Annotated in this window: 15 protein-coding genes; 6 read left to right on the forward strand and 9 right to left on the reverse strand. The window is 69.0% G+C overall.

Annotation, left to right across the window (positions count from 1 at the left end; all coding sequences use genetic code 11):
* Positions 1–4: 4 nt before the first annotated feature.
* A complete protein-coding gene (locus tag GB880_RS00380; RefSeq protein WP_229774512.1) occupies positions 5–1,282 on the forward strand; it encodes a zinc ribbon domain-containing protein in 1,278 nt (425 codons plus the stop codon).
* Complete coding sequence (locus tag GB880_RS00385; RefSeq protein WP_263467202.1) at positions 1,279–2,226, forward strand: carbohydrate kinase family protein; 948 nt, start codon at positions 1,279–1,281, stop codon at positions 2,224–2,226. Before GB880_RS00380 ends, GB880_RS00385 begins: the two co-directional genes overlap by 4 nt.
* On the opposite strand, the gene hflX is transcribed toward GB880_RS00385, so the two are convergent.
* From hflX to dusB, 9 genes are all read right to left on the reverse strand, one after another.
* Positions 2,213–3,520, reverse strand: coding sequence for a GTPase HflX (gene hflX, locus GB880_RS00390; protein ID WP_154494272.1), 1,308 nt, complete (start codon positions 3,518–3,520; stop codon positions 2,213–2,215). The two genes, GB880_RS00385 and hflX, sit on opposite strands and share 14 nt — an antisense overlap.
* Positions 3,521–3,754 carry an RNA chaperone Hfq gene (gene hfq / locus GB880_RS00395; RefSeq protein ID WP_017999735.1) on the reverse strand — a complete coding sequence of 78 codons (234 nt, stop codon included), beginning with the start codon at positions 3,752–3,754 and terminating at the stop codon, positions 3,521–3,523.
* A gap of 77 nt (positions 3,755–3,831) precedes the next feature.
* The gene (locus tag GB880_RS00400; protein ID WP_154494273.1) at positions 3,832–5,454 is read right to left on the reverse strand and encodes a TrkH family potassium uptake protein; all 1,623 of its coding nucleotides are present in this window, start codon (positions 5,452–5,454) and stop codon (positions 3,832–3,834) included.
* 11 nt (positions 5,455–5,465) lie between these two features.
* Positions 5,466–6,842: a Trk system potassium transporter TrkA gene (gene trkA, locus GB880_RS00405; RefSeq protein ID WP_154494274.1), complete on the reverse strand. Its 1,377-nt coding sequence runs from the start codon at positions 6,840–6,842 to the stop codon at positions 5,466–5,468.
* Positions 6,843–6,938: 96 nt separating this feature from the next.
* The gene (gene ntrX, locus GB880_RS00410) at positions 6,939–8,327 is read right to left on the reverse strand and encodes a nitrogen assimilation response regulator NtrX (protein ID WP_154494275.1); all 1,389 of its coding nucleotides are present in this window, start codon (positions 8,325–8,327) and stop codon (positions 6,939–6,941) included.
* Positions 8,324–10,597 (reverse strand): sensor histidine kinase, encoded by a 2,274-nt coding sequence (locus GB880_RS00415; RefSeq protein WP_154494276.1) that lies wholly within the window; start codon positions 10,595–10,597, stop codon positions 8,324–8,326. The genes ntrX and GB880_RS00415 overlap by 4 nt, the downstream gene beginning before the upstream one ends.
* Positions 10,598–10,666: 69 nt before the next feature.
* Positions 10,667–12,103, reverse strand: a complete 1,437-nt coding sequence (locus GB880_RS00420) for a sigma-54 dependent transcriptional regulator (RefSeq protein WP_263467203.1) — start codon at positions 12,101–12,103, stop codon at positions 10,667–10,669.
* A gap of 8 nt (positions 12,104–12,111) precedes the next feature.
* A complete protein-coding gene (locus GB880_RS00425; RefSeq protein WP_154494458.1) occupies positions 12,112–13,269 on the reverse strand; it encodes a two-component system sensor histidine kinase NtrB in 1,158 nt (385 codons plus the stop codon).
* Positions 13,266–14,291 (reverse strand): tRNA dihydrouridine synthase DusB, encoded by a 1,026-nt coding sequence (gene dusB, locus GB880_RS00430; protein WP_263467204.1) that lies wholly within the window; start codon positions 14,289–14,291, stop codon positions 13,266–13,268. The genes GB880_RS00425 and dusB overlap by 4 nt, the downstream gene beginning before the upstream one ends.
* A 233-nt stretch (positions 14,292–14,524) precedes the next feature.
* Between dusB and GB880_RS00435 the strand changes: the two genes are divergently transcribed.
* The 4 genes from GB880_RS00435 (at position 14,525) to GB880_RS00450 (ending at position 19,854) form a co-directional block, all read left to right on the forward strand.
* On the forward strand, positions 14,525–15,907 hold the full coding sequence (locus GB880_RS00435; protein ID WP_154550771.1) for an L-serine ammonia-lyase: 1,383 nt from the start codon (positions 14,525–14,527) through the stop codon (positions 15,905–15,907).
* Positions 15,908–16,034: 127 nt separating this feature from the next.
* On the forward strand, positions 16,035–16,901 hold the full coding sequence (locus GB880_RS00440; protein WP_263467205.1) for a hypothetical protein: 867 nt from the start codon (positions 16,035–16,037) through the stop codon (positions 16,899–16,901).
* Between the two features lie 80 nt (positions 16,902–16,981).
* Positions 16,982–19,195, forward strand: coding sequence for a YjbH domain-containing protein (locus GB880_RS00445; RefSeq protein ID WP_154494318.1), 2,214 nt, complete (start codon positions 16,982–16,984; stop codon positions 19,193–19,195).
* Positions 19,192–19,854 (forward strand): YjbF family lipoprotein, encoded by a 663-nt coding sequence (locus tag GB880_RS00450; protein WP_154494317.1) that lies wholly within the window; start codon positions 19,192–19,194, stop codon positions 19,852–19,854. Before GB880_RS00445 ends, GB880_RS00450 begins: the two co-directional genes overlap by 4 nt.
* Positions 19,855–20,152: the final 298 nt, after the last annotated feature.

Here is a 20,152-nt window from a genome sequence, read left to right on the forward strand (position 1 = left end):
CAGGATGCCCACGCCCCCTTCGGAATACCGCTATCCCTGCGAAAACTGCGGCGCCAGCCTTGAGTTTTCGCCCGGACAACAAAGCCTTGTCTGCCCCTATTGCGGGCATGAGCAGCATATCGGCCCCGGCCCGGCGCGGGCCCCGGCCCGGCAGGCCGAGCATGGCCCCTGGGGCGACCGAACCATGCTGGGCGTGCCGTCCAGCGGCCGCGCCCTGCAATGGGACGGCGGGCACAAGTCGGACCTGACCGAGATTCCGCTGGAACGCGGGTTGCGGCTGGACGCGGCCTCGGACCTGACAGAAAACCTGCGCACCCTGTCCTGCCCCAATTGCGGGGCCAAGGTGGAAATCACCAGCGACCGCCACGCCAGCACCTGCCCCTTCTGTGCCACCGCCGTGGTGACCGACACCGGGCCCTCGCGCCAGATCAAGCCGCAGGGGGTGCTGCCCTTTGTCATCACCGAACAGCAGGCGCGCGCCGCGCTCGAGGATTGGCTGCGCGGGCTGTGGTTCGCGCCCTCGGGGCTGACCGCCTATGCCCGGCGCGGCAAGCGGATGAGCGGGGTTTATTCGCCGTTCTGGACCTTCGACGCCGACACCCGCTCGACCTACAGCGGTGCGCGCGGCGACTGGTATTTCGAGACCGTCTATGTGACCCAGACCGTGAACGGCCGGCCGCAGCGGGTCGCCCAACAGGTGCGGCGCACGCGCTGGACGCCGGTCTCGGGCCAGGTGGCGCGGAATTTCGACGATGTGCTGGTGCTGGCGGCCAGTTCCTTGCCGCGGCGCATCACCGATGCGCTGGCGCCCTGGGACCTGTCGCATCTCATGCCCTATCGCCCGGAATACCTGGCCGGCTTCCTGGCCGAGGGCTATACAGTGCCGCTGGCTGCCGGCCATGACATCGCGCGTCAGGAAATGGCGGGGGTGATCGCCATGGATGTGCGCCGCGCCATCGGCGGCAACGAACAACAGATATCCAGTATCCAGACCCGCCACAGCAACGAGACCTTCAAGCACATCCTGCTGCCGGTCTGGACTGCCGCCTATCGCTACAACGGACAGAGCTACCGTTTCGTGGTCAATGGCCAGTCGGGCCGGGTCCAGGGCGAAAGGCCGTGGTCGGTGTGGAAGATCGCGCTGGCCGTGCTGCTGGCGGCGCTGGTGGTGGCGGCGCTGCTGTGGCTGAACCAGGGTGGGCAGCTGCGCATCGGCCAGATGCCGGCCGCGCAGACGCCGACCGATGCGGCAAGCGCCATCTGGTCAGGGGGGACGACGTGATCCTGTGCGTGGGCGAATCGCTGATCGACATGCTGCCACAGCCGGACGGCAGCTATCGGCCGCTGCCGGGCGGGTCGGTCTATAACACGGCGCTGGCGCTGGGGCGGCTGGGGGTGCCGACCGGCTATCTGTGGCCGCTGGGCAACGACGGCTTCGCCGAGATGCTCTTGGCGCGCTTGCAGGCGGCGGGGGTGGCGACCGATCTGTGCCCGCGCCCGGACCTGCCGACCAGCCTGGCCTTTGTCAGCCTGACCGGGGCCGAGGCGCGCTATGTTTTCTATACCCAGGGCACCGCCGGCGGGCGCCTGGACGCCGAAACCCTGCCCGATCTTCCCGGAAATACCGACGCGCTGTTCATTGGCGGCATCAGCCTGGCCCAGGACGCCACCGCCGCCGGGGTCGAGGCGCTGGTCCGGCGCCTGCCGGCGGACATACCCGTGATTCTGGATGCCAATATCCGCCCGCCTGCCGCCACCGATGGCGCCGCCTATCGCCAACGGTTGCAGCGGCTGCTGGCGCGCGCCGATCTGGTCAAACTGTCGGTCGAGGATCTGCACTGGCTGATGCCCGGCACCGATCCCGACGCGGCCGCCGCGACGATCCTGGGGCAAGGGGCGCGGGCGGTGCTGCTGACGCGCGGCGCGGCCGGCGCCAGCGCCTATGGACCGGGCGGTGGCCGGGTCGATTGCTCGGCGGTGCCGACGGTCGCGGCCGACAGCATCGGCGCCGGCGACACCTTCAACGCCGGGGTGCTGGCGGCGCTGCACGATCTGGGCGTGCTGGGCCGCGGCGGTCTGGCGCGATTGGGTCCGGGCATCCTGGGGCGGGCACTGTCGCAGGGGTGCCACGCGGCGGCGATCGCCGTGTCGCGACCGGGGGCGGATCCGCCCTGGCGCCATGAACTGGCGGCAGCCATGACCGCCGGCGGCGCTACAGCGCCCTGAAGGCGGCCTTTTGCCGGTCGGTCCAGCGCAGCCGCAGATGCACACCATCCTCGCGCATCTCCTCGTGCGTGACCACGCCCTGGCCGTGCAGCCAGGCGCGGCGGCGCCCGTCACCATGCGCCAGCACCAGTTCGTCGGCACGGCGCGGTTCGTCCAGCGCATCGGCCAGGCCCTGTTCGACCGCGGCCAGAAGCTCGTCCAGCCCTTCGCCGGTCAGCGCCGAAATCGCCTGCACCCCCTGGGTGCGGGAATCGGTGCGGCGCAGCGCCGCTCGGCTGTCCTCGGCCAGCGCGTCGATCTTGTTCCAGACCTCGATCATCGGCACGGTTTCCTCGACCCCCAGCGAGCCCAGGATCTCGGCCACATCGGCCGCCTGCTGTTCGGTTTCGGGGTGGCTTATGTCGCGCACATGCAGGATCAGGTCGGCGGCCAGTACCTCTTCCAGCGTGGCGCGGAAGGCCGCGACCAGCTCGTGCGGCAGATCGCTGATGAAGCCCACCGTATCCGACAGGATCACCCGCCGCCCGCCGGGCAGCACCATCTGGCGCATGGTCGGGTCCAGCGTCGCGAACAACTGGTCCTTGGCCATGACCTCGGCCCCGGTCAGGCGGTTGAACAGCGTTGACTTGCCGGCGTTGGTATAGCCGACCAGCGCGACGATCGGATAGGGCACCTTGGCGCGGGCCTTGCGGTGCAGCTCGCGCGTCCGGACCACGCGTTCCAGCTGCCGGCGCAGGCGGATGATCTGTTCGTCGATGGCGCGGCGGTCGGCCTCGATCTGGGTTTCGCCGGGGCCGCCCACAAAGCCGAAGCCACCGCGCTGGCGTTCCAGATGCGTCCAGGCCCGCACAAGGCGCGTGCGCTGATAGGCCAGCGCCGCCATTTCCACCTGCAACACGCCTTCTCGGGTCTGGGCCCGGTCGGCAAAGATTTCCAGAATCAGGCCGGTGCGGTCCAGGATCTTGACCCCCCACTCCTTTTCCAGGTTGCGCTGCTGGACCGGGGTGACGGGTCCGTCGATCAGCACCAGTTCCGCGCCCTGCCCCTCGGCGGCGGCCTTCAGTTGCTGGCCGATTTCCTCGCGCTTGCCCTTGGAAAACAGCATCCCCGCATCGGGGTTGCGCAGGCGGGCCACCGCGGCGCCGACCACCTCGATCGCCGGCAGCGCATGGGCCAGCGCCACCGCCTCCTCCAGCGCAAGTTCGGGGGCGCGGCGGGTGCGGGCATTGCCCAGATCGGGGTGGATCACATAGGCGCGGGTCGGGCGGTCCCGGGTGTCGCTGGGTTCGGGCAATCAGTCCTCGCCGTCATAAAGGCTGATCGGCTGCCCCGGCATGATGGTCGAGATGGCGTGCTTGTAGACCAGCTGCGACTGACCGTCGCGGCGCAGCAGCACGCAGAAATTGTCGAACCAGGTGATGACACCCTGCAGTTTCACACCGTTGATAAGAAAGATCGTCACCGGAACCTTGCCCTTGCGGACATGGTTCAGAAAAGCGTCCTGAAGGTTCTGTTTGTCGCCGGCCATTCGATGCACCTTGTTCTTATCGCGGGTTTTCAAGACTTAGGCGAGCGGCAGGCGGCTTGCAAGCGGATCAATGGGCCCTAGCGTCGCCAGTATTCGGGCGACAGCAGCGCCAGCAGCGCCAGGGTCTCGACCCGGCCGACGATCATCGCGCCGGCCAGGATCGCCTTGGTGACGCCCGGCAGCCCCGCCCAGCCCTGCCAGGGCGCCCCGGCCATGCCGGCCGACCCCTGGAATGTGGGGGTCAGCGGAATCGCCCCGGCCAGGGGACCGGTATTGGTCAGCGCGGAAATCGACAGGATGGTGGCCGAATCGAATTCGATTTCCTGCAGCGAAATCAGCATCACCACCACGGCGATGGAACTTGCAAACAGCATGAAGAAGATGAACGCCAGATAGGCGCCCTCGCGCCGCAGCCGACGTGCCAGCAGCCCGCCGCCGCCCACGGATGTCGGGTGGACGATGCGTTCCACCTCGCGCTGGCTGTGACGCGCCAGGGCATAGACGCGCAGCAGCTTGACCCCGCCGGCGGTGGTGGCGACGCCGCCCCCCATCATCGCAAGGCCGGCCAGGATCAGCCCCGGCGAGCTGAGCCCCGACCAGTTGCGCGCCCCCTGCCATTCGATCGAGTTCCAGCCGGTGGTCGTCAGATAGCTGAGGCCGTTGAAGATGCCGCCCCAGGCCGCCGACAGCGCACTGTCAAGCGTTGTCAGGAACCCGGTGCCACCGCCCGGCGTCACCCCGATGGCGCCCAGGAAATGACGCGCGAACAGCATCGCCGACACCAGCAGCACCACGCCCGCCGCCATTTGCAGTTCCGGATCGCCCCGCCAGCGCTCGCTGATGGTCAGTTCGCCGCCACCGGGCCAGAACCGCCGGGACAGCGCCGGGATCAGGAACAGAAAGATCACCACCTCGCCGGCGATGCCACTGGCCTGCCCGGCCGGGCCGCTGACCGGGCTGATGCCGCTGGTCGACAGCGTGCCCATGGCGCGGGTCAGCGCGACCAGCCCGGTTTCGCCCAGCATCAGCAGCAGCACCCACATCGCCAGGGTCAAGCCCGCATAGACCGGAAACACCACCCGCACCGCGCGATAGGCACGGCTGACCGGATCGACCAGTTCCGTGTCGAAGGTTGGTGGCGACAGATGGGTGACGATGCTGGGCAGTTCTGCCGGCCGCGGCAGCCGCTCGAACCGCTCGGATCGACCATAGGGCATGGCCATGATCTCGAACCCGCCGACGCGCAGGGGCGCCAGCAGGGAGATGGCGGCGACCAGCATGAAAAGCCCCCCCAGCCAGCCGACGATGGCCCGCCACAGGTGCAGCGACGGCGCCAGCAGTTCCGCCGAATAGAGCGACGCGCCCGTGGTGGTCAGACAGGACACCATTTCCCACCAGGCGTTCAGAAACCCGGTGTCAGGCAAGGCCATGGCAAAAGGCACCGCCATGATCGCCGGCAGCAGCGTCATCGTGCCCAGCATGGTCAGCAGCACCGCGCGCGGGCGTGCTTCTTGCGGGGCATCGGCGGTTGCCAGACCCAGGATTGCGCATAAAAGCAGCCAAAGCCCTGCCGCGCCCAGAAAGATGCTGCCGATGCGATGGTCGTCCAGCGCATGGGCATGAAGCCCCGGCACCGCCATGGCCAGGGCGGTGATCCCGGCCAGAATCACGATCAGCGGCAGGCGCAGCAGCATTCGCATCGCATCCGCACCTAGAAGAAATCGATCGAGACCTGCAACAGTGTCTCGACCTCGGGGATGTCCTTGCTGAGCGCGAAGATCACCACCACATCGCCTTCCTCGATGCGCATGTCTCCGGTCGGTTTCAGGACGCGGTCGCCCTTTTGCACCGCACCCAGCAGCGCGCCTTCAGGAAAGTCGATGTCGCGGATCGGCCGCCCGCATATGGGCGAGGTAGACAGCACCTGCGCCTCGATCACCTCGGCCTCGGCATCGCCGATGGAATAGATGTCGCGCACGCGGCCGTGGCGGATATGGCGCAGGATGGTCGACACGGTCGAGGCACGCGGGTTGATGAAGGCGTCGATGTCCAGCGGCTCCATCAGCGACATCAGCGTGGGGTCGTTGACCAGCGAGATCGCGAGCCTGGCCCCGGCCTGCTTGGCGCGCACCGCCGCAAGGATGTTGGTCTTGTCGTCGTCGGTGATTGCCAGCACCGCATCGGCGCGCGGCACCGCCGCCTCTTCCAGCAGTTCGGCCGACAAGCCGTCGCCGTTCAGCACGATGGTGCGATTGAGCGCATCGGCCGCATCCTCGGCCCGCGCCCGATTGCGTTCGATCAGCTTCACCCGCACGCGCTCGCGGCGCGATTCCAGCGCCTGCGCCACCGCCAGGCCGACATTGCCGGCGCCGATGATGACCACGCTTTCCTGCCGGGCAGCGGGCTTGCCGAACACCTCCAGCGTGCGCGGAACATCCTCGGTGCGGGTAAAGACATAGATCTGGTCGCCCTCGAACAGCTGGTCATTGGCTTCGGGCGCGAACAGGCGGCCGCCGCGGCGCACGCCGGCGACCAGGGCCATCAGGCTGGTGAACATCTCGTTCAACTGACGCAGCGGCGTGTTCAGCACCGGACTGTCGGCGTCCAGCGAAATGCCCAGAAGGTGCAGACGTCCCTCCAGAAAGGTTTCCGCGTCAAAGGTCGAGGGCGCCGACAGCCGTTGCAGCGCCGCCCGCGCCACCTCGCGTTCGGGCGAGATCACCACATCGATGGGCAGACGGTCGGCGCGGTAAAGGTCGGAATACATCGCATCCAGATAGGCCGGCGCCCGCAATCGCGCGATCTTGCGCGGCACCTGGAACACGGCATGGGCCACCTGGCAGGTAACCATGTTCACCTCGTCCGAATAGGTGGCGGCGATGATAAGGTCGGCATCGCGCGCACCCGCGCGTTCCAGCACGTCGGGATGGCTGGCAAAGCCCGTGACCCCCTGCACGTCCAGCGCGTCGGTGGCGCGCCGGATAAGTTCGGCATTGGTGTCGATGATGGTGACATCGTTGCGTTCGCCCGACAGATGGCGGGCGATATGCCACCCCACCTGCCCCGCACCGCAGATGATGATCTTCATTCCGGCCCCGGTTGTTGACCCTGGTCAACGGCGATCCTAGCGCGGCTTGCGGCCGGCCGATACAGGGAAATCCCCGTCCGGCCGGACCGGCCGGCGTCATTTGCCCATCAATTCCTCTTCGACCCGCATGCCGCCGACGACGCCCAGCGACTTCAGCTTGCGGTGCAGGGCCGAACGTTCCATGCCGACGAATTGCGCGGTGCGGCTGATATTGCCGCCAAAGCGGTTGATCTGCGCCAGCAGGTATTCGCGCTCGAAAAGTTCGCGTGCCTCGCGCAGCGCCAGGCTGGTGATCTGCGGCCCCAGCGCCAGCGCCTCGCTGGTCGAGGTGCTGCCGTTCTGGGTTTCCAGTTCCGACGGCTGGATCGGCCCGTTGCCGTCCCCCAGGATCAGCACCCGTTCGATGACGTTGCGCAGCTGGCGGATGTTGCCCGGCCAGTGCATTGCCTGCAACGCGGCGCAGGTTTCCTCGCTGAGGCGACGCAGCGGCAGCCCCTGCACCTGGTGGAAATGCTCGACGAAATGTTCGGCCAGCAGCGGGATGTCGTCGCGCCGTTCGGCCAGCGAAGGCACCGCAACCGGCACCACGTTCAGACGATCGTAAAGTTCCTGGCGAAAACGTCCGGCGGCGATTTCGGCCGTCAGGTCGCGGTTGGTCGAGGAAATCACCCGCAGATCCACCCGCACCTTGTCGGTCCCCCCGGCACGCTGGAACTGCTGTTCGGTCAGCACGCGCAGGATCTTGGGCTGGGTGCCCAGCGGCATGTCGGCGACCTCGTCGAAATAGATCACGCCGCCATGCGCCTGTTCCAGCAGCCCCGGCTCGACGCCGCGACCGGGGGTCTCGCGGCCGAACAGCACCTCTTCCATGTGCTCGGGCTCGATGGTGGCGCAGGGCACGGTGACAAAGGGTTCGCGGGCGCGCGGGCTCTGGGCGTGGATATAGCGCGCCGCGCATTCCTTGCCGGCACCCGGTTCGCCGGTCAGCATCACCCGACCGTTCGATTTCGCCACCTTGTCCAGCTGTTCGCGCATCCGACGGAACGGGGCGGAATTGCCCAGCATTTCGGCCGCGCGGCTTTCGCCGCGCTTCAGGGTCGAGTTCTCGCGCCGTAGCCGTGCGGTTTCCATCGCCCGGCGGATCACCACCAGCAACTGGTCGATGTTGAACGGCTTTTCGATGAAATCATAGGCGCCCTGCTTGATCGCGGCGACGGCGATTTCGATGTTGCCGTGCCCCGAGATGATGACTACCGGCACATCGGGATTGTTGCGCTTGACCTGCTTGAGAATGTCGATGCCGTCCATCTTGCTGTCCTTCAGCCAGATGTCCAGGATCATCAGGGCAGGTTCGACGGCGTTCAGTTCCGCCATCGCCTGATCGGAATTGGCCGCCATGCGCGTCGCAAAACCTTCGTCGCGCAGGATATCGGAAATCAGTTCGCGGATGTCGCGTTCGTCATCGACAATCAGAATATCGCTCATTTGAATGTTTCCTGCTCTGTTTTGTGGCGGCGGGCCGACAGGCGCACCGGCTGGCGTTCGCGGGGCAGGCGGATTTCGGCCATGGCGCCGCGCCCGCCGGGGGCGTCGGTCAGCGCCAGGCTGCCGCCGTGTTCCTCGACGATCTTCTTGACGATGGGCAGTCCCAGGCCGGTCCCGCCCGGTTTCATCGTGACATAGGGCTCGAACAGCCGGGTGCGGTCCTGCGGCAGGCCGGGACCGTTGTCGATGATGCGGATGGTCACCGCATCGGGGGCGGCCTCAAGCTCGACACTCACGCGCGGCACCCAGCCCTGCGGCGGGTCGGCGCGCAATTCGTCCAGCGCCTCGCCGGCGTTCTTCAGCAGGTTGGTGAACACCTGCCGCATCATGCCGGCATCGGCATCGACGATCACCGGCCCTTCGGGAATGCGCGACACCAGCGCCCCCTGCAATGCGTCGCGCTGCATCAGCTCGGCGTCGCGCAGCAGCTTGGCGATGTCGGTTTCCTTGCGGTCGGGCTCCGGCATGCGGGCAAAGCGCGAGAATTCGTCCACGATCCGGCGCAGGTCGTTGGTCTGGCGGATGATGACCTCGGTATATTGTTCCAAGGCCTCGCGGTCGTCGCCGGCGATGGGGGCGAACTTGCGCTTCAGCCGCTCGGCCGACAGCTGGATCGGGGTCAGCGGGTTTTTGATCTCATGCGCGACGCGGCGGGCGACATCTCCCCAGGCCGCCATGCGCTGGGCCGACACCAGGTCGGTTACATCGTCCAGCGCCACCACATAGCCTTCCAGGCTGCCGGCGGCGCCGCGGCGGATCGCCATGCGCACCAACAGGCTTTCGACCCGGCCGTCGCGGGTCAGGCGGATTTCGTCCTGCACCGATTCGTTGACCGATTGCGCAAGCCGCTCGAACAGGGGCGCGAACTCGGGCACCGCCTCGGCCAGCAGCCGGTCATGCGCCAAAGCCGGGTCCAGCCCCAGCAGGCGCGTGGCCGAACGGTTCAGGAAATCGATCTCTCCGGCCGCGTCCAGCCCGATCACCCCCGCCGTGACCGAGGACAGCACGCTGTCGAACAGCCGGCGCTGATCGTCGGCCAGGCGATAGCTTTCGACCAGTTCGGCGCGCTGCTGCTTCAGTTGCCGGGTCATGCGGTTGAAGCTTTCGCCCAGGGTCTGGATCTCGTCGCCGGTGTCGGGCGCGGGGATCTGCAGGTCCAGGTTGCCCTCGCCCACCTGTTCCGAGGCCTCGGCCAGGCGGCCGATGGGCCGCGACAGCCGGTCGGCGAACCACAGGCCCAGCCACATCGCCGCCGCCACCAGCAGCAGCGCAAACCCCAGATACAGCAGCGAGAATTCAAACAGCACCCGGCCGCGTTCCTGTTCCAGGCGCTGATAGTCGCCCACGGTCTTGCGGGTGTCGTCCAGCAGCCCCAGCAGGTGGCCGTCGACATCGCGGGTCACATACAGATACCGGTCGGCCAGCGGCGTCAGCGGCACCAGCGCGCGAAATTCGTTGTTCTGCCAGTCCTCGATCAGGACCAGCCCCTTGGCGGCGGCCTCGTCGAACTGGGCCGGAGCCGGACGCTCGAACCAGAACTGATAGCTGCGGTCGCCGCGGGCGCGGATCTCGCCCCGCCCGTCGATGATATAGGCCTCGCGCAGGCCGCGCTGGATCTGGGCCTGGCCCTGGCCCAGCAGCAGCCGCAATTCGCCATCATCCATCATCGGATTGAGCCGCGCGGCCTGGGTCAGCGCCCCGGCCAGCAGCTTGGCGTCATTGGTCAGGTCGCGGCGGTGTTCGTCCTGATAGGCCTCGGCCGCGGCCAGCGAACTGGACACCACCTGCTGCACCCGGCTGGAAAACCAGCCCTCCAACCCGATGTTCAGCGTCAGCCCGGCAAACAGCGCCACCAGCACCGTGGGCACCAGCGCGATGGTGGCAAACACCGCGACCAGCCGCATGTGCAGCCGCGATCCCGCCGCCGACTTGCGCCGCGCGGCGACGATACGGGCCATGCGCGTGGCCACAAGCCCGGTCAGCACGATCAGATAGATCAGGTCGGCCAGCAGCACCAGCCGCAACAGCGTTCCGCCCGCCGCTGCATCGGCAAAGGGGCCCATGATGGCAAAGGTCAACCCGGCCAGCGCCGGCCCCAGCAGCACCAGGCCCAGCGTGGCGGCATTGCGCATGCCCCGCCGGCGCCGCAGCCTTGCGACCCGTTCCCACGCGTCCCTTGACAGGGTTCCCGCCACTGTGCCCGACCTCATGCCCTCGCCGCTGTGCCGCGGCCGTTCTGTGGCCTCTGCGCGACGATTGCAGGGCCATCTGTGGCCGTTTTACATCAGTTTGCGGCGCCGTGTCACCTCGATATTCAGCTCGGTCAGTTTCTTGCGCAGCGTATTGCGGTTGATGCCCAGCAAATCGGCACAGCGCAGCTGATTGCCGCCGGTCGCATCCAGCGCGATCTGCAACAAGGGGCGCTCGATCTCGCGCAGGATGCGGTCGTAAAGACCGGGGGGCGGCAAGGCATCGCCGTGCAGGTCGAAATAGCGCTGCAAATGCGCCTGAACGGATTGTGCCAGACGCATCTCGCCCGGTTGGATCGGCGCGGCAGTGCTGCCGGCAACAGATGCAGGCGCCGCCTGCAAGGCCACGGCCGGGGCGGTTTCGGCCAGAGCGGCCCGAGCCTCGGCCTGGGTGATCTCGGGCGCGGCGGCGGTCAGCGCCAGACGGCGCATCAGGTTTTCCAGTTCGCGCACATTGCCGGGAAAGGCATGGGCGCGGATCGCGGCGGCGGCCCCCTCCGACAGGGTCCGGCGCGGCAGCCCCTGGGCCGCGGCCCGCGCCAGCAGATGTCGTGCCAGGGGCGGAATATCATCGACGCGGGCGCGCAGCGGCGGCACCGTGATGGTGACACCGGCCAGGCGGTAATACAGATCGGCGCGCAGGCGGCCGGCGGCCACATCGGCCTGCGGATCGGGGCCGGCGGTGGCCAGCAGCCGCGGCACCTGCGCGCGGCCGGGGCCGGCCTCCCATGTCTCGATCATGCCGATCAACCGCGCCTGGGCAACTGCGTCCAGGCTGGCCGGATCCTCGATCAGCAGGGTGCCGGCCTGGGCGCGTTCGCCGGCGCGCTGGATCGCCTCGTCCGCGACATCGGCCGAGGTCAGCACCGCCAGCCCCGCCGCGCGCCGGTCCGACAGGTCGTGGAACGACCGCGCCAGCATGGTCCTGCCCACCCCCGGCTCGCCCGCGATCAGCACCGGCAGATCGGCGTTCAGCACCCGCGCCACCATGCGAAACAGGTTCTGCATGACCGGGGCATGGCCGATCAGCGGCAGGCCCGGATCACCGTCCGGCGCCACCACCCCGGCATCGTCCTGAACCGGTTGCGGATCGACACGCCGCGGCCGCTGCGCCAGCGCCTGCCCGGCACGCTGCATCAGCTCGGGCAGATCGAAGGGCTTGGGCAGATAGTCGAAGGCCGCCGCCTCGGTCGCGCGGATGGCGGTGACGATGGTGTTCTGCGCCGAAATCACGATCACCGGCAGGTCGGCGCGGGCACGGCGGATGGCGGGAATCATGTCGATGCCGTTGCCGTCGGGCATCATCACGTCGGTGACGACCAGATCGCCGCGCCCCTCCTCGACCCAGCGCAACAGCTGCGCCAGCGAGCCGGTGGCATGGACGCGACAGCCGGCGCGGGTCAGCGCCTGGGTCAGCACCGTGCGGATGGTGCGGTCGTCATCGGCAAGCAGAACGGTCCCATCCATGACACACCTCAGGCTTTGGGCAGGGAAAGGCGGAAAACGGTGCGGCCGGGGCGCGAATCCACCGCGATCCAGGCGCCGTGGTCGGCGATGATCTTGGACACCAGCGCCAGCCCCAGCCCTGTGCCGTTTTCCCGCCCCGAAACGAAGGGCTCGAACATGGCATCGGCGATGGCGGGCGGGATGCCGGGGCCGTCGTCCTCGACCTCGATCTGCAACGGCAGGCTGCGGCCCAGGGGCTCGGCCTCGGTCGGGGCCAGCCGCAGCGTGCCGTCATAAAAGCTGCGCAGGCGAATGGTGCCGCCCGCGCCGCCACGGCCGATCGCTTCGGCGGCGTTGCGCACCAGGTTCAGGCAGACCTGCACCATCTGGTCGGCATCGACCCGCGCCATCGGCAGCGAGGGGTCGTACTCCGGCACGATGCGCAACCCCTGGCCGAAGCCCACCCCGGCCAGGCGGCGGACGCGTTCCAGCACATCATGGACATTCACCGCCGCCAGCACCGGCGGCGAGGTATCGCCAAAGCGTTCGACCTGGTCCAGCAATTCGACGATGCGGCGCGATTCGGCCACGATCAGATCGGCCAGCTCGCGATCCTCGGCCTGCAGGTTCATGCCGATCAGCTGCGCCGCGCCGCGAATCCCCGCCAGCGGGTTCTTGATTTCATGGGCCAGCATCTCGGCCATGCCGATGGCCGACCGCGCCGCCAGACGCGCGGCCTGCCCCTGGGCCAGGCGGCCGTTGCCCTCGACCGGGGCGATCAGGACGGCAAAGCCGCCCGCCGGGCTGGGGGCATGGCCCACATGCAGCGTGGCCATGCGCTCGACATGGCCGCCGGCGCGATCGCCGATCTGAAAGCGGACGCCGGCGCGGTTCAGCGCCTCGTGCCCCTGGCGCATCGGCGCCAGGATCGCGCCCAGCGCCGGCAGGATGCGCAGCCGCTTCAGCATCTCGGGGCCCTCGATGGCCAGCCCCAGCGACGAGCGGCACGAGACGTTCAGAAACGCCTCGGCCAGGTCGTTCATGGCGGCGATACGGCCCTGGGCGTCCAGGATGATCGCCGGCAGCGGCAGCGCCGCCCAGTTCGGCCCGACCTCGGCCGGGCAAAAGCCGGCGCAGGTCTCGACCTCGGGGTCGGGGCGTTCGGGGGCGCGGCCGCGGGCGCTCATGCCGGGGCCTCGACGGGTTGCAGCGCCGGCCCGGCATCGGCAAAGCCCGCCCGGATCGCCGCAAGCGCCGCCTGCGGGGTCGTCGCCGACAGCAGTTCGGCCCGGTTCGGGGCGCCATTGGCCTGGGCATACCAGCCCAGATGCTTGCGCGCCACGCGCAGGCCCAGTTCGGAGCCGTAAAGCGACAGGATGTCGTCGTAGTGCCAGGCGACGGCATCGGCCAGGGCGGGGCCTTGCGGCACCTGCGGCGCCGGCGTGCCCCACAGCTCATGCGCGATCTGCGCCAGCCGCCAGGGCGCGCCCTGGGCGCCGCGCCCGACCATCACCGCATCGGCCCCCGATTGCGCCAGTGCCGCCCGCGCCGAGGCCGCATCGACCACATCGCCATTGGCGACCAGCGGCGGCCGGCCGGGCAGGCGCGCCACCCGCCCGATCGCCACCCAATCGGCGCGGCCGGTATAGAATTGCGCCCGAGTGCGGCCGTGGACGGTCAGCATCCGCACCCCGGCATCCGCTGCCCGCGCCGCCAGTTCCGGCGCGTTCAGGCAATCCTGGTCCCAGCCCAGCCGCATCTTCAGCGTGACCGGCAGGTCGGGCACCGCGGCGACCACCGCGTCGATCAGGCCCAGCGCATGGTCCAGATCGCGCATCAGCGCCGCCCCGGACAGGCCGCCCGTCACCTTCTTGGCCGGGCAGCCCATGTTGATGTCGATGATCCGCGCGCCCATGCCGGCGACGATGCGGGCGGTTTCGGCCATGGCCCCGGCCTCGCGCCCGGCGATCTGCACGCTGACCGGCAGCACGCCTTCGGTCAGCGCCTTGGCGCGCACCGCCGCCCGGGTCGAGGGGCGCGGCGTCACCATCTCGGTCGAGGCGACCATCTCGCTGACCATCAGCCCGGCCCCGCCGTGACGGGCGACGGCGCGGCGGAACGGCAGGTCGGTGATGCCGGCCATCGGGGCCAGAAAGACGCCGGGACCAAGCCGGATGTCGCCAAGCAGGATGGGGGCGGGCAATGTCATGACCAGACTCGTAGGACGGGCGGAAAAACTGCGAAAGTATCGTGCGTCGGCAGCGGTCCGTCGATGAGCCGGCCCGCGGGAATCTGCCTTGAGTTTGGGCAGGCTGCCCAAATAATGCGCAATGGCGGGTTCGTCAAATGTCGCGAAATTGCCTGCGCCGCGTCGCAGCCGCTCTGGCAGGCCCGGCGCGGGCTGGCTAAGCTTGACCCCGCACGGCATAAGGATCAGCGCGCATGTTTCTGTCGGTCTTTGACATCTTCAAGATCGGGGTCGGCCCTTCCTCGTCCCATACCATGGGGCCGATGGTGGCGGGCGGGCGTTTCCTGGCGGCGCTTGCCCAGCAGCCCTTTCGCCCCCAGGGCCTGCGCGCCAGCCTGCACGGCAGCCTGGCCTTTACCGGCAAGGGTCACGCCACCGACCGCGCCACCATCCTGGGCCTGGCGGGTTTCCTGCCCGAAACCATGGACGCCGAGGCCGCCGAGGCGGCGCTGGAACAGAACCGCCGCAGCGGCATGCTGTCGCCGCCGGGCCTGGGCGAGCTGCGCTTCGATCCGGCGCGCGACCTGGTGTTCGACTTCGACCGCGCCCTGCCCGGCCATGCCAATGGCATGATACTGATGGCGACCGATGCCCAGGGCGACGTGATCTATCAACAGACCTATTATTCGGTGGGCGGCGGCTTTGTGCTGACCGAGGCGGAACTGGCCGCGCGTGGCGACGACAGTCGCACGGATGCCGACCCCAAGGTGCCCTATCCCTTTGCCACTGCCGCGGAAATGCTGGACATGGCCGCGCGATCGGGCAAGACCATCGCCGCAATGAAGATGGAGAACGAGCGCGTCCACCGCAGCCCGGCACAGATCGCCAGCGGCATCGCCCGCATCTGGCAGGTGATGCGCGACTGCATGGATCGCGGCCTGGCCACCCCCGGCACCCTGCCCGGCGGGCTGTCGATCCGCCGCCGCGCGCCCGCAATCCTCGCCGCCCTGCGGGCCGAGGCGGGCACCAACCTGACCGCGCCACATGTCATCAACGACTGGATGTCCATGTATGCCATGGCCGTGAACGAGGAAAACGCCGCCGGCGGCCAGGTGGTGACGGCGCCCACCAATGGCGCGGCCGGGGTGGTGCCGGCGGTGATCCGCTACTGGCTGGACCATGTGCCCGGCGCCTCGGAGCGCCAGCTGGACGAATTCCTGCTGACCGCCGCCGCCATCGGCGGGCTGATCAAGCACAATGCCAGCATCTCGGGCGCCGAATGCGGCTGTCAGGCCGAGGTCGGCTCGGCCAGCGCCATGGCGGCGGCGGGTCTGTGCGCGGTGCTGGGCGGCACCCCCCAGCAGGTCGAGAACGCCGCCGAAATCGCGCTGGAACATCATTTGGGCATGACCTGCGACCCGGTGCGCGGGCTGGTGCAGGTGCCTTGCATCGAACGCAACGGCCTGGGCGCGATCAAGGCGGTCAGCGCCGCCAGCCTGGCGTTGCGTGGCGACGGCCAGCATTTCGTGCCGCTGGACGCGGCCATCGAGACCATGCGCCAGACCGGCCGCGACATGAGCGACAAATACAAGGAAACATCGCTGGGCGGACTGGCCGTCAACGTCCCCAACTGCTGAGCGGCGCGAACTTCCGCGCAAATCCCCGTCAGGCAACCCCTGCGCGGCCTGTCTGTGCTTGCCGAAAGCCGGGCCTTCCTGTAGCCAATCAGGCATAAGCAAAACCCTCGGAACCGGGACAGAGCAGATGAAATTCCGTTCGGCCTTCGCCGTCCTTTCGATGACTGTTGCCCTTGCCGCCTGCGGAAACCTGCCGTTCCAGCAGGAAGAACGCGCGGAAGAGGCAGCCCCCGCCACCCATTCCGGCCCCCCGGCTGTCTCGCCGCTGGAACAGCCGATCGAGACCGGGGCCGCGGGCGTGCCCGTCGCCACCGCCGAAGCCAGCACCATGGCCACCGCCATCTTCCGCGCCAGCGGCGCCGGCTGGACGGTGACCGCCGCCGACAAGACCGCGGTCTATGAACGCCCCGGCGCCAAGTCCGTGGGTGTCAGCGTGCGGCGCATGACCTATGGCAAGGGGGTCGAGTTCATCGGCACCATGAACGGATCGGTGTTTGCGCTGAACATCCGCGCCCAGGCCTGCGAGGCCGGCGGCCAGAAGGCGCCCTTTACCGCCAATCTGCGCGTGGGCAGCCAGCGGCTGACCGGCTGTGCCGCAGCCACCGATACCATGCCCAAGGCGCAGGTGCAGGCCTCGTCCGCGGCGCCCAAGCCCAAGGCGGCGCCAAAGCCGGCCGCAGCAGCCCAGCCGAAGCCGGCGGCACCCGCAACCCCGGCAAGCCCCGCCCCGACCACGACGGCACCGGCCACGACGGCACCGGCCACGCCAGCGCCGGAAACCCCGGCGGCCAGCGCCCCCGCGACACCGGCACCCGCGACACCGGCGACCGAGGCACCGGCACCCGCAACGTCGGCACCCGCAACGTCGGCACCCGCAACGTCGGCACCCGCAACGCCGGCCCCGACCAGCGAACCGGCCAAGCCCGCCGACATCACCAGCGGCGTTCCCGCCCCGGCACTGATCCTGCCCGTGCCGCCCGCCAAGACCGAATGACCCCGTTGCGGCGCCGCGGTCCCGGCCGCGGCGCCCCCTGCCCGCACCGGACGCGGGCCTTGCAGTGAAAGGATCCGCAGATGCGCGCCCATTCGACGACAACCCGCCGACTGCTGGCCACGACAGTGCCCATGGCGCTGCTGCTGGGCCTGGGGGCCACCCCGGCGCGCACCGATCCGATGATCGGCAATGTCATGAACAGCTATGGTCTGCCGGGCGCGGTCGAAACCCCGACGGCCGAGATGCTGCCCGACGCCACGCTGGGCGGCACGGTGTCCGCGAACGGCCTGGGCCGGCGGCACAACATCGTGTTCCAGCTGCATCCGCGCGTCACCACCGCCCTGCGCTATTCCCGGGTCGAAGGCATCAACGATCACAACAACCTGGGCCATATCTGGGACCGCTCGTTCGACATCCGTTTCCAGGTGCTGGACGAGAGCGGCTGGCGGCCCGCGGTCGCGGTGGGCTTGCAGGATTTCATGGGCACGGGCGTCTATTCGGGCGAATACATCGTCGCCAGCAAGACCCTGACCCCTAACCTGCGCGCCAGTCTGGGCGTCGGCTGGGGACGGCTGGCCGGCAAGCAGCGGCCGCTGGATGCCGATGACGAAGGCGGCACGCCCAACATCGGCGACTGGTTTTCCGGCGATGCGCGGCCCTTCGGCTCGGTCACCTGGCAGGTCAATGACAAGCTGCGGCTGGTCGCGGAATATTCCAACGACAAATACGAACGCGAAACCGCCAGCGGCGTCGAAGAGGCGCCGGGCAACCAGGTCAACCTGGGCGCCTATTACACCTTCAGCCCCAGCTATCAGCTGGGCGTCTATACGCTGGGCGGGGACAAGGTGGGGGCGCAGTTCAGCTTTGCGCTGAACCCGCGCAACGCGCCCTTCCCCTCGGGGCTGGAAAAGGCGCCGGCGCCGGTCCGGCCGCGCCCCGCACCCGCGGCCGATCCCGATGGCTGGTCGGGCGCCTGGTCGGCCGATCCGACCGCACAGCCCGCGATCCAGACGGCCCTGGCCAAGGCCCTGGCCGAAGAGGGTCAGGTGCTGGAATCGATGGCCCTGTCGGCCAACCGGGCCGAGGTGCGCATCCGCAACACCCGCTACATCCAGCAGGCCGAGGCCGTGGGCCGCACCGCGCGGCTGATGACGCGGGCGCTGCCGCCCTCGGTCGAAACGCTGGTCATCACCTCGAATGCCGAGGGCATGGCGACCTCGTCGGTGGTTCTGCGCCGCTCGGATGTCGAGCGGCTGGAGAATACCGAAGCCGGGCGCATCGCCGCGGTCGCGCTGGTGCAGGATGCCGCGCCGCGACCCGACGATCTGGTGACGACACCGGGGCTGTTCCCGCGCTTTCGCTGGAAGCTCGCGCCCTATCTGGAACTGGGCCTGTTCGACCCGCAAGACCCCTTGCGCTATGAAACCGGGGCCGAGCTGAAGGCCAGCTACGAGCTGGTGCCGGGCCTGGTGCTGTCGGGCACCGTGCGCCAGCGCGCCTTCGGCAGCCTGGAACAGCGCGGCCCCGGCATCCCCTGCGGTCCGGGCGGCGTGCCGCCGGCGGGCGTCGACCGCTGCGGGCGCGGCGAACACTTCACCCCCGACGAATATGTCGCCAATCCGCAGAACGAATTCTACAAGGGCGTGCCCCGCGTGCGCTCGGATACCCGGATGTATGCCGGCAACGACAGCCCGACGATCCCGGAACTGACCCTGGCCTGGTATGCCCATCCCAGCCAGTCGATCTATACCCGCGTCACCGTCGGCCTGCTGGAGCGCGCCTATGGCGGCGTCTCGGGCGAAGTCCTGTGGAAACCGGCCGATTCGCCGCTGGCCTTCGGCGCCGAGATCAACCGGGTGCGCAAGCGCGACTTCGAGGATGTCTTTGGCTTCCGCGACTATGAAGTCACCACCGGCCATGTCTCGGCCTATTACGAATTCGCCAATGGGTTCACCGCACAGCTGGATGTCGGCAAGTATCTGGCCGGCGACAAGGGCGCGACCGTGACCTTGACGCGCGAATTCGCCAACGGCTGGCGCATCGGCGCCTATGCGACCAAGACCGACCTCAGTGCCGAGGAATTCGGCGAGGGGTCTTTCGACAAGGGCATCACCATGTCGATCCCGGTATCCTGGGCGACCGGCACGCCGACGCGCGATCGCGCCGGCACCACGCTGCGGTCGCTGTCGCGCGACGGCGGCGCCCGCGTCAACGTGAACGGGCGGCTTTACGACAAGGTGCGCGACGCGCAGTCGGTCAAACTTTACCAAGGCTGGGGGGATTTCTGGCGATGAGCTTTCACCGCATCCAGGCTGCGGCACTTTCGGTGGCGCTGATCGCGGGGCTGGCCGCCTGCGGCAATGACGACAGCGGCAATGCCTCGAACCCGCTGATGATCGCGGCCAAGACCGCGGTCGGCACCGCCGCCCGCATCCGCGGGGCCGAGGATCAGCCCGCCGCCCCCGCCCGCACCCCCGAGCAGATGGCGGCCGAGGCGCTGCGGGTCAATCCGGGGCCGCTGGTCCTGGTCGGCTTTGAATCGCTGGGCCGCAACCAGGTGATGGCGATGACCGGCGAGAACGGCGGCATGCGCACCTATATGGCCCCGTCGAAAGAGGCGCTGATCCTGCGGGGCGGCATGCTGGTCGGCACGCGTGGCCTTGGTCATGACCTGTCCGTGGCCGAGCCGCAGACCGAGGCGCTGATCCGCGCCGGCCGTTCCGGCAGCGCCAGCCGCGTCATGCGCTATTACAGCGGCGACGGGCTGGAGCGGCCGCTGAAATTCGACTGCACCGTCGGCCCGGGCCCCAAACCCGGGGTGGTGATCGAAAGCTGCCAGGGCCATGGCGTCAGCTTCCAGAACAGCTATCTGCCCCAGGGCGGCACCCTGGCGGTGTCGCGGCAATGGGTGGGGCCGAACCTGGGCTATGTGACCATCCAGGTGCTGCGCTAGGTCATCAGCCTAGCCCGCGCCCGGCCGATCCGTTTCGCGGATCGGCCTTTTTCATGACCGGGGCCCGCAGCATCACGGGGGCAAGCCCTGGCTGGACCGTCCGCGCAGGGGCGCTAGCGGCAGCGCCCTGATGCGGCGATGCGATCCCGCCAAGCCGGGCCTTGCGCTGTATCCCCCAGGCCGCGCCAGATGCCGTGACAATCCTGCCGTTCCCCTTATGGCGGCGGCTGCGCATGTTGGACCGATACCGGTCCCCGAGAACCGCGGCAGGGGGGAAATCGCCCTGTGGCCCGGCAGC

The sequence above is a fragment of the Paracoccus sp. SMMA_5_TC genome, from assembly GCF_009696685.2.
Taxonomy (GTDB): Bacteria; Pseudomonadota; Alphaproteobacteria; order Rhodobacterales; family Rhodobacteraceae; genus Paracoccus.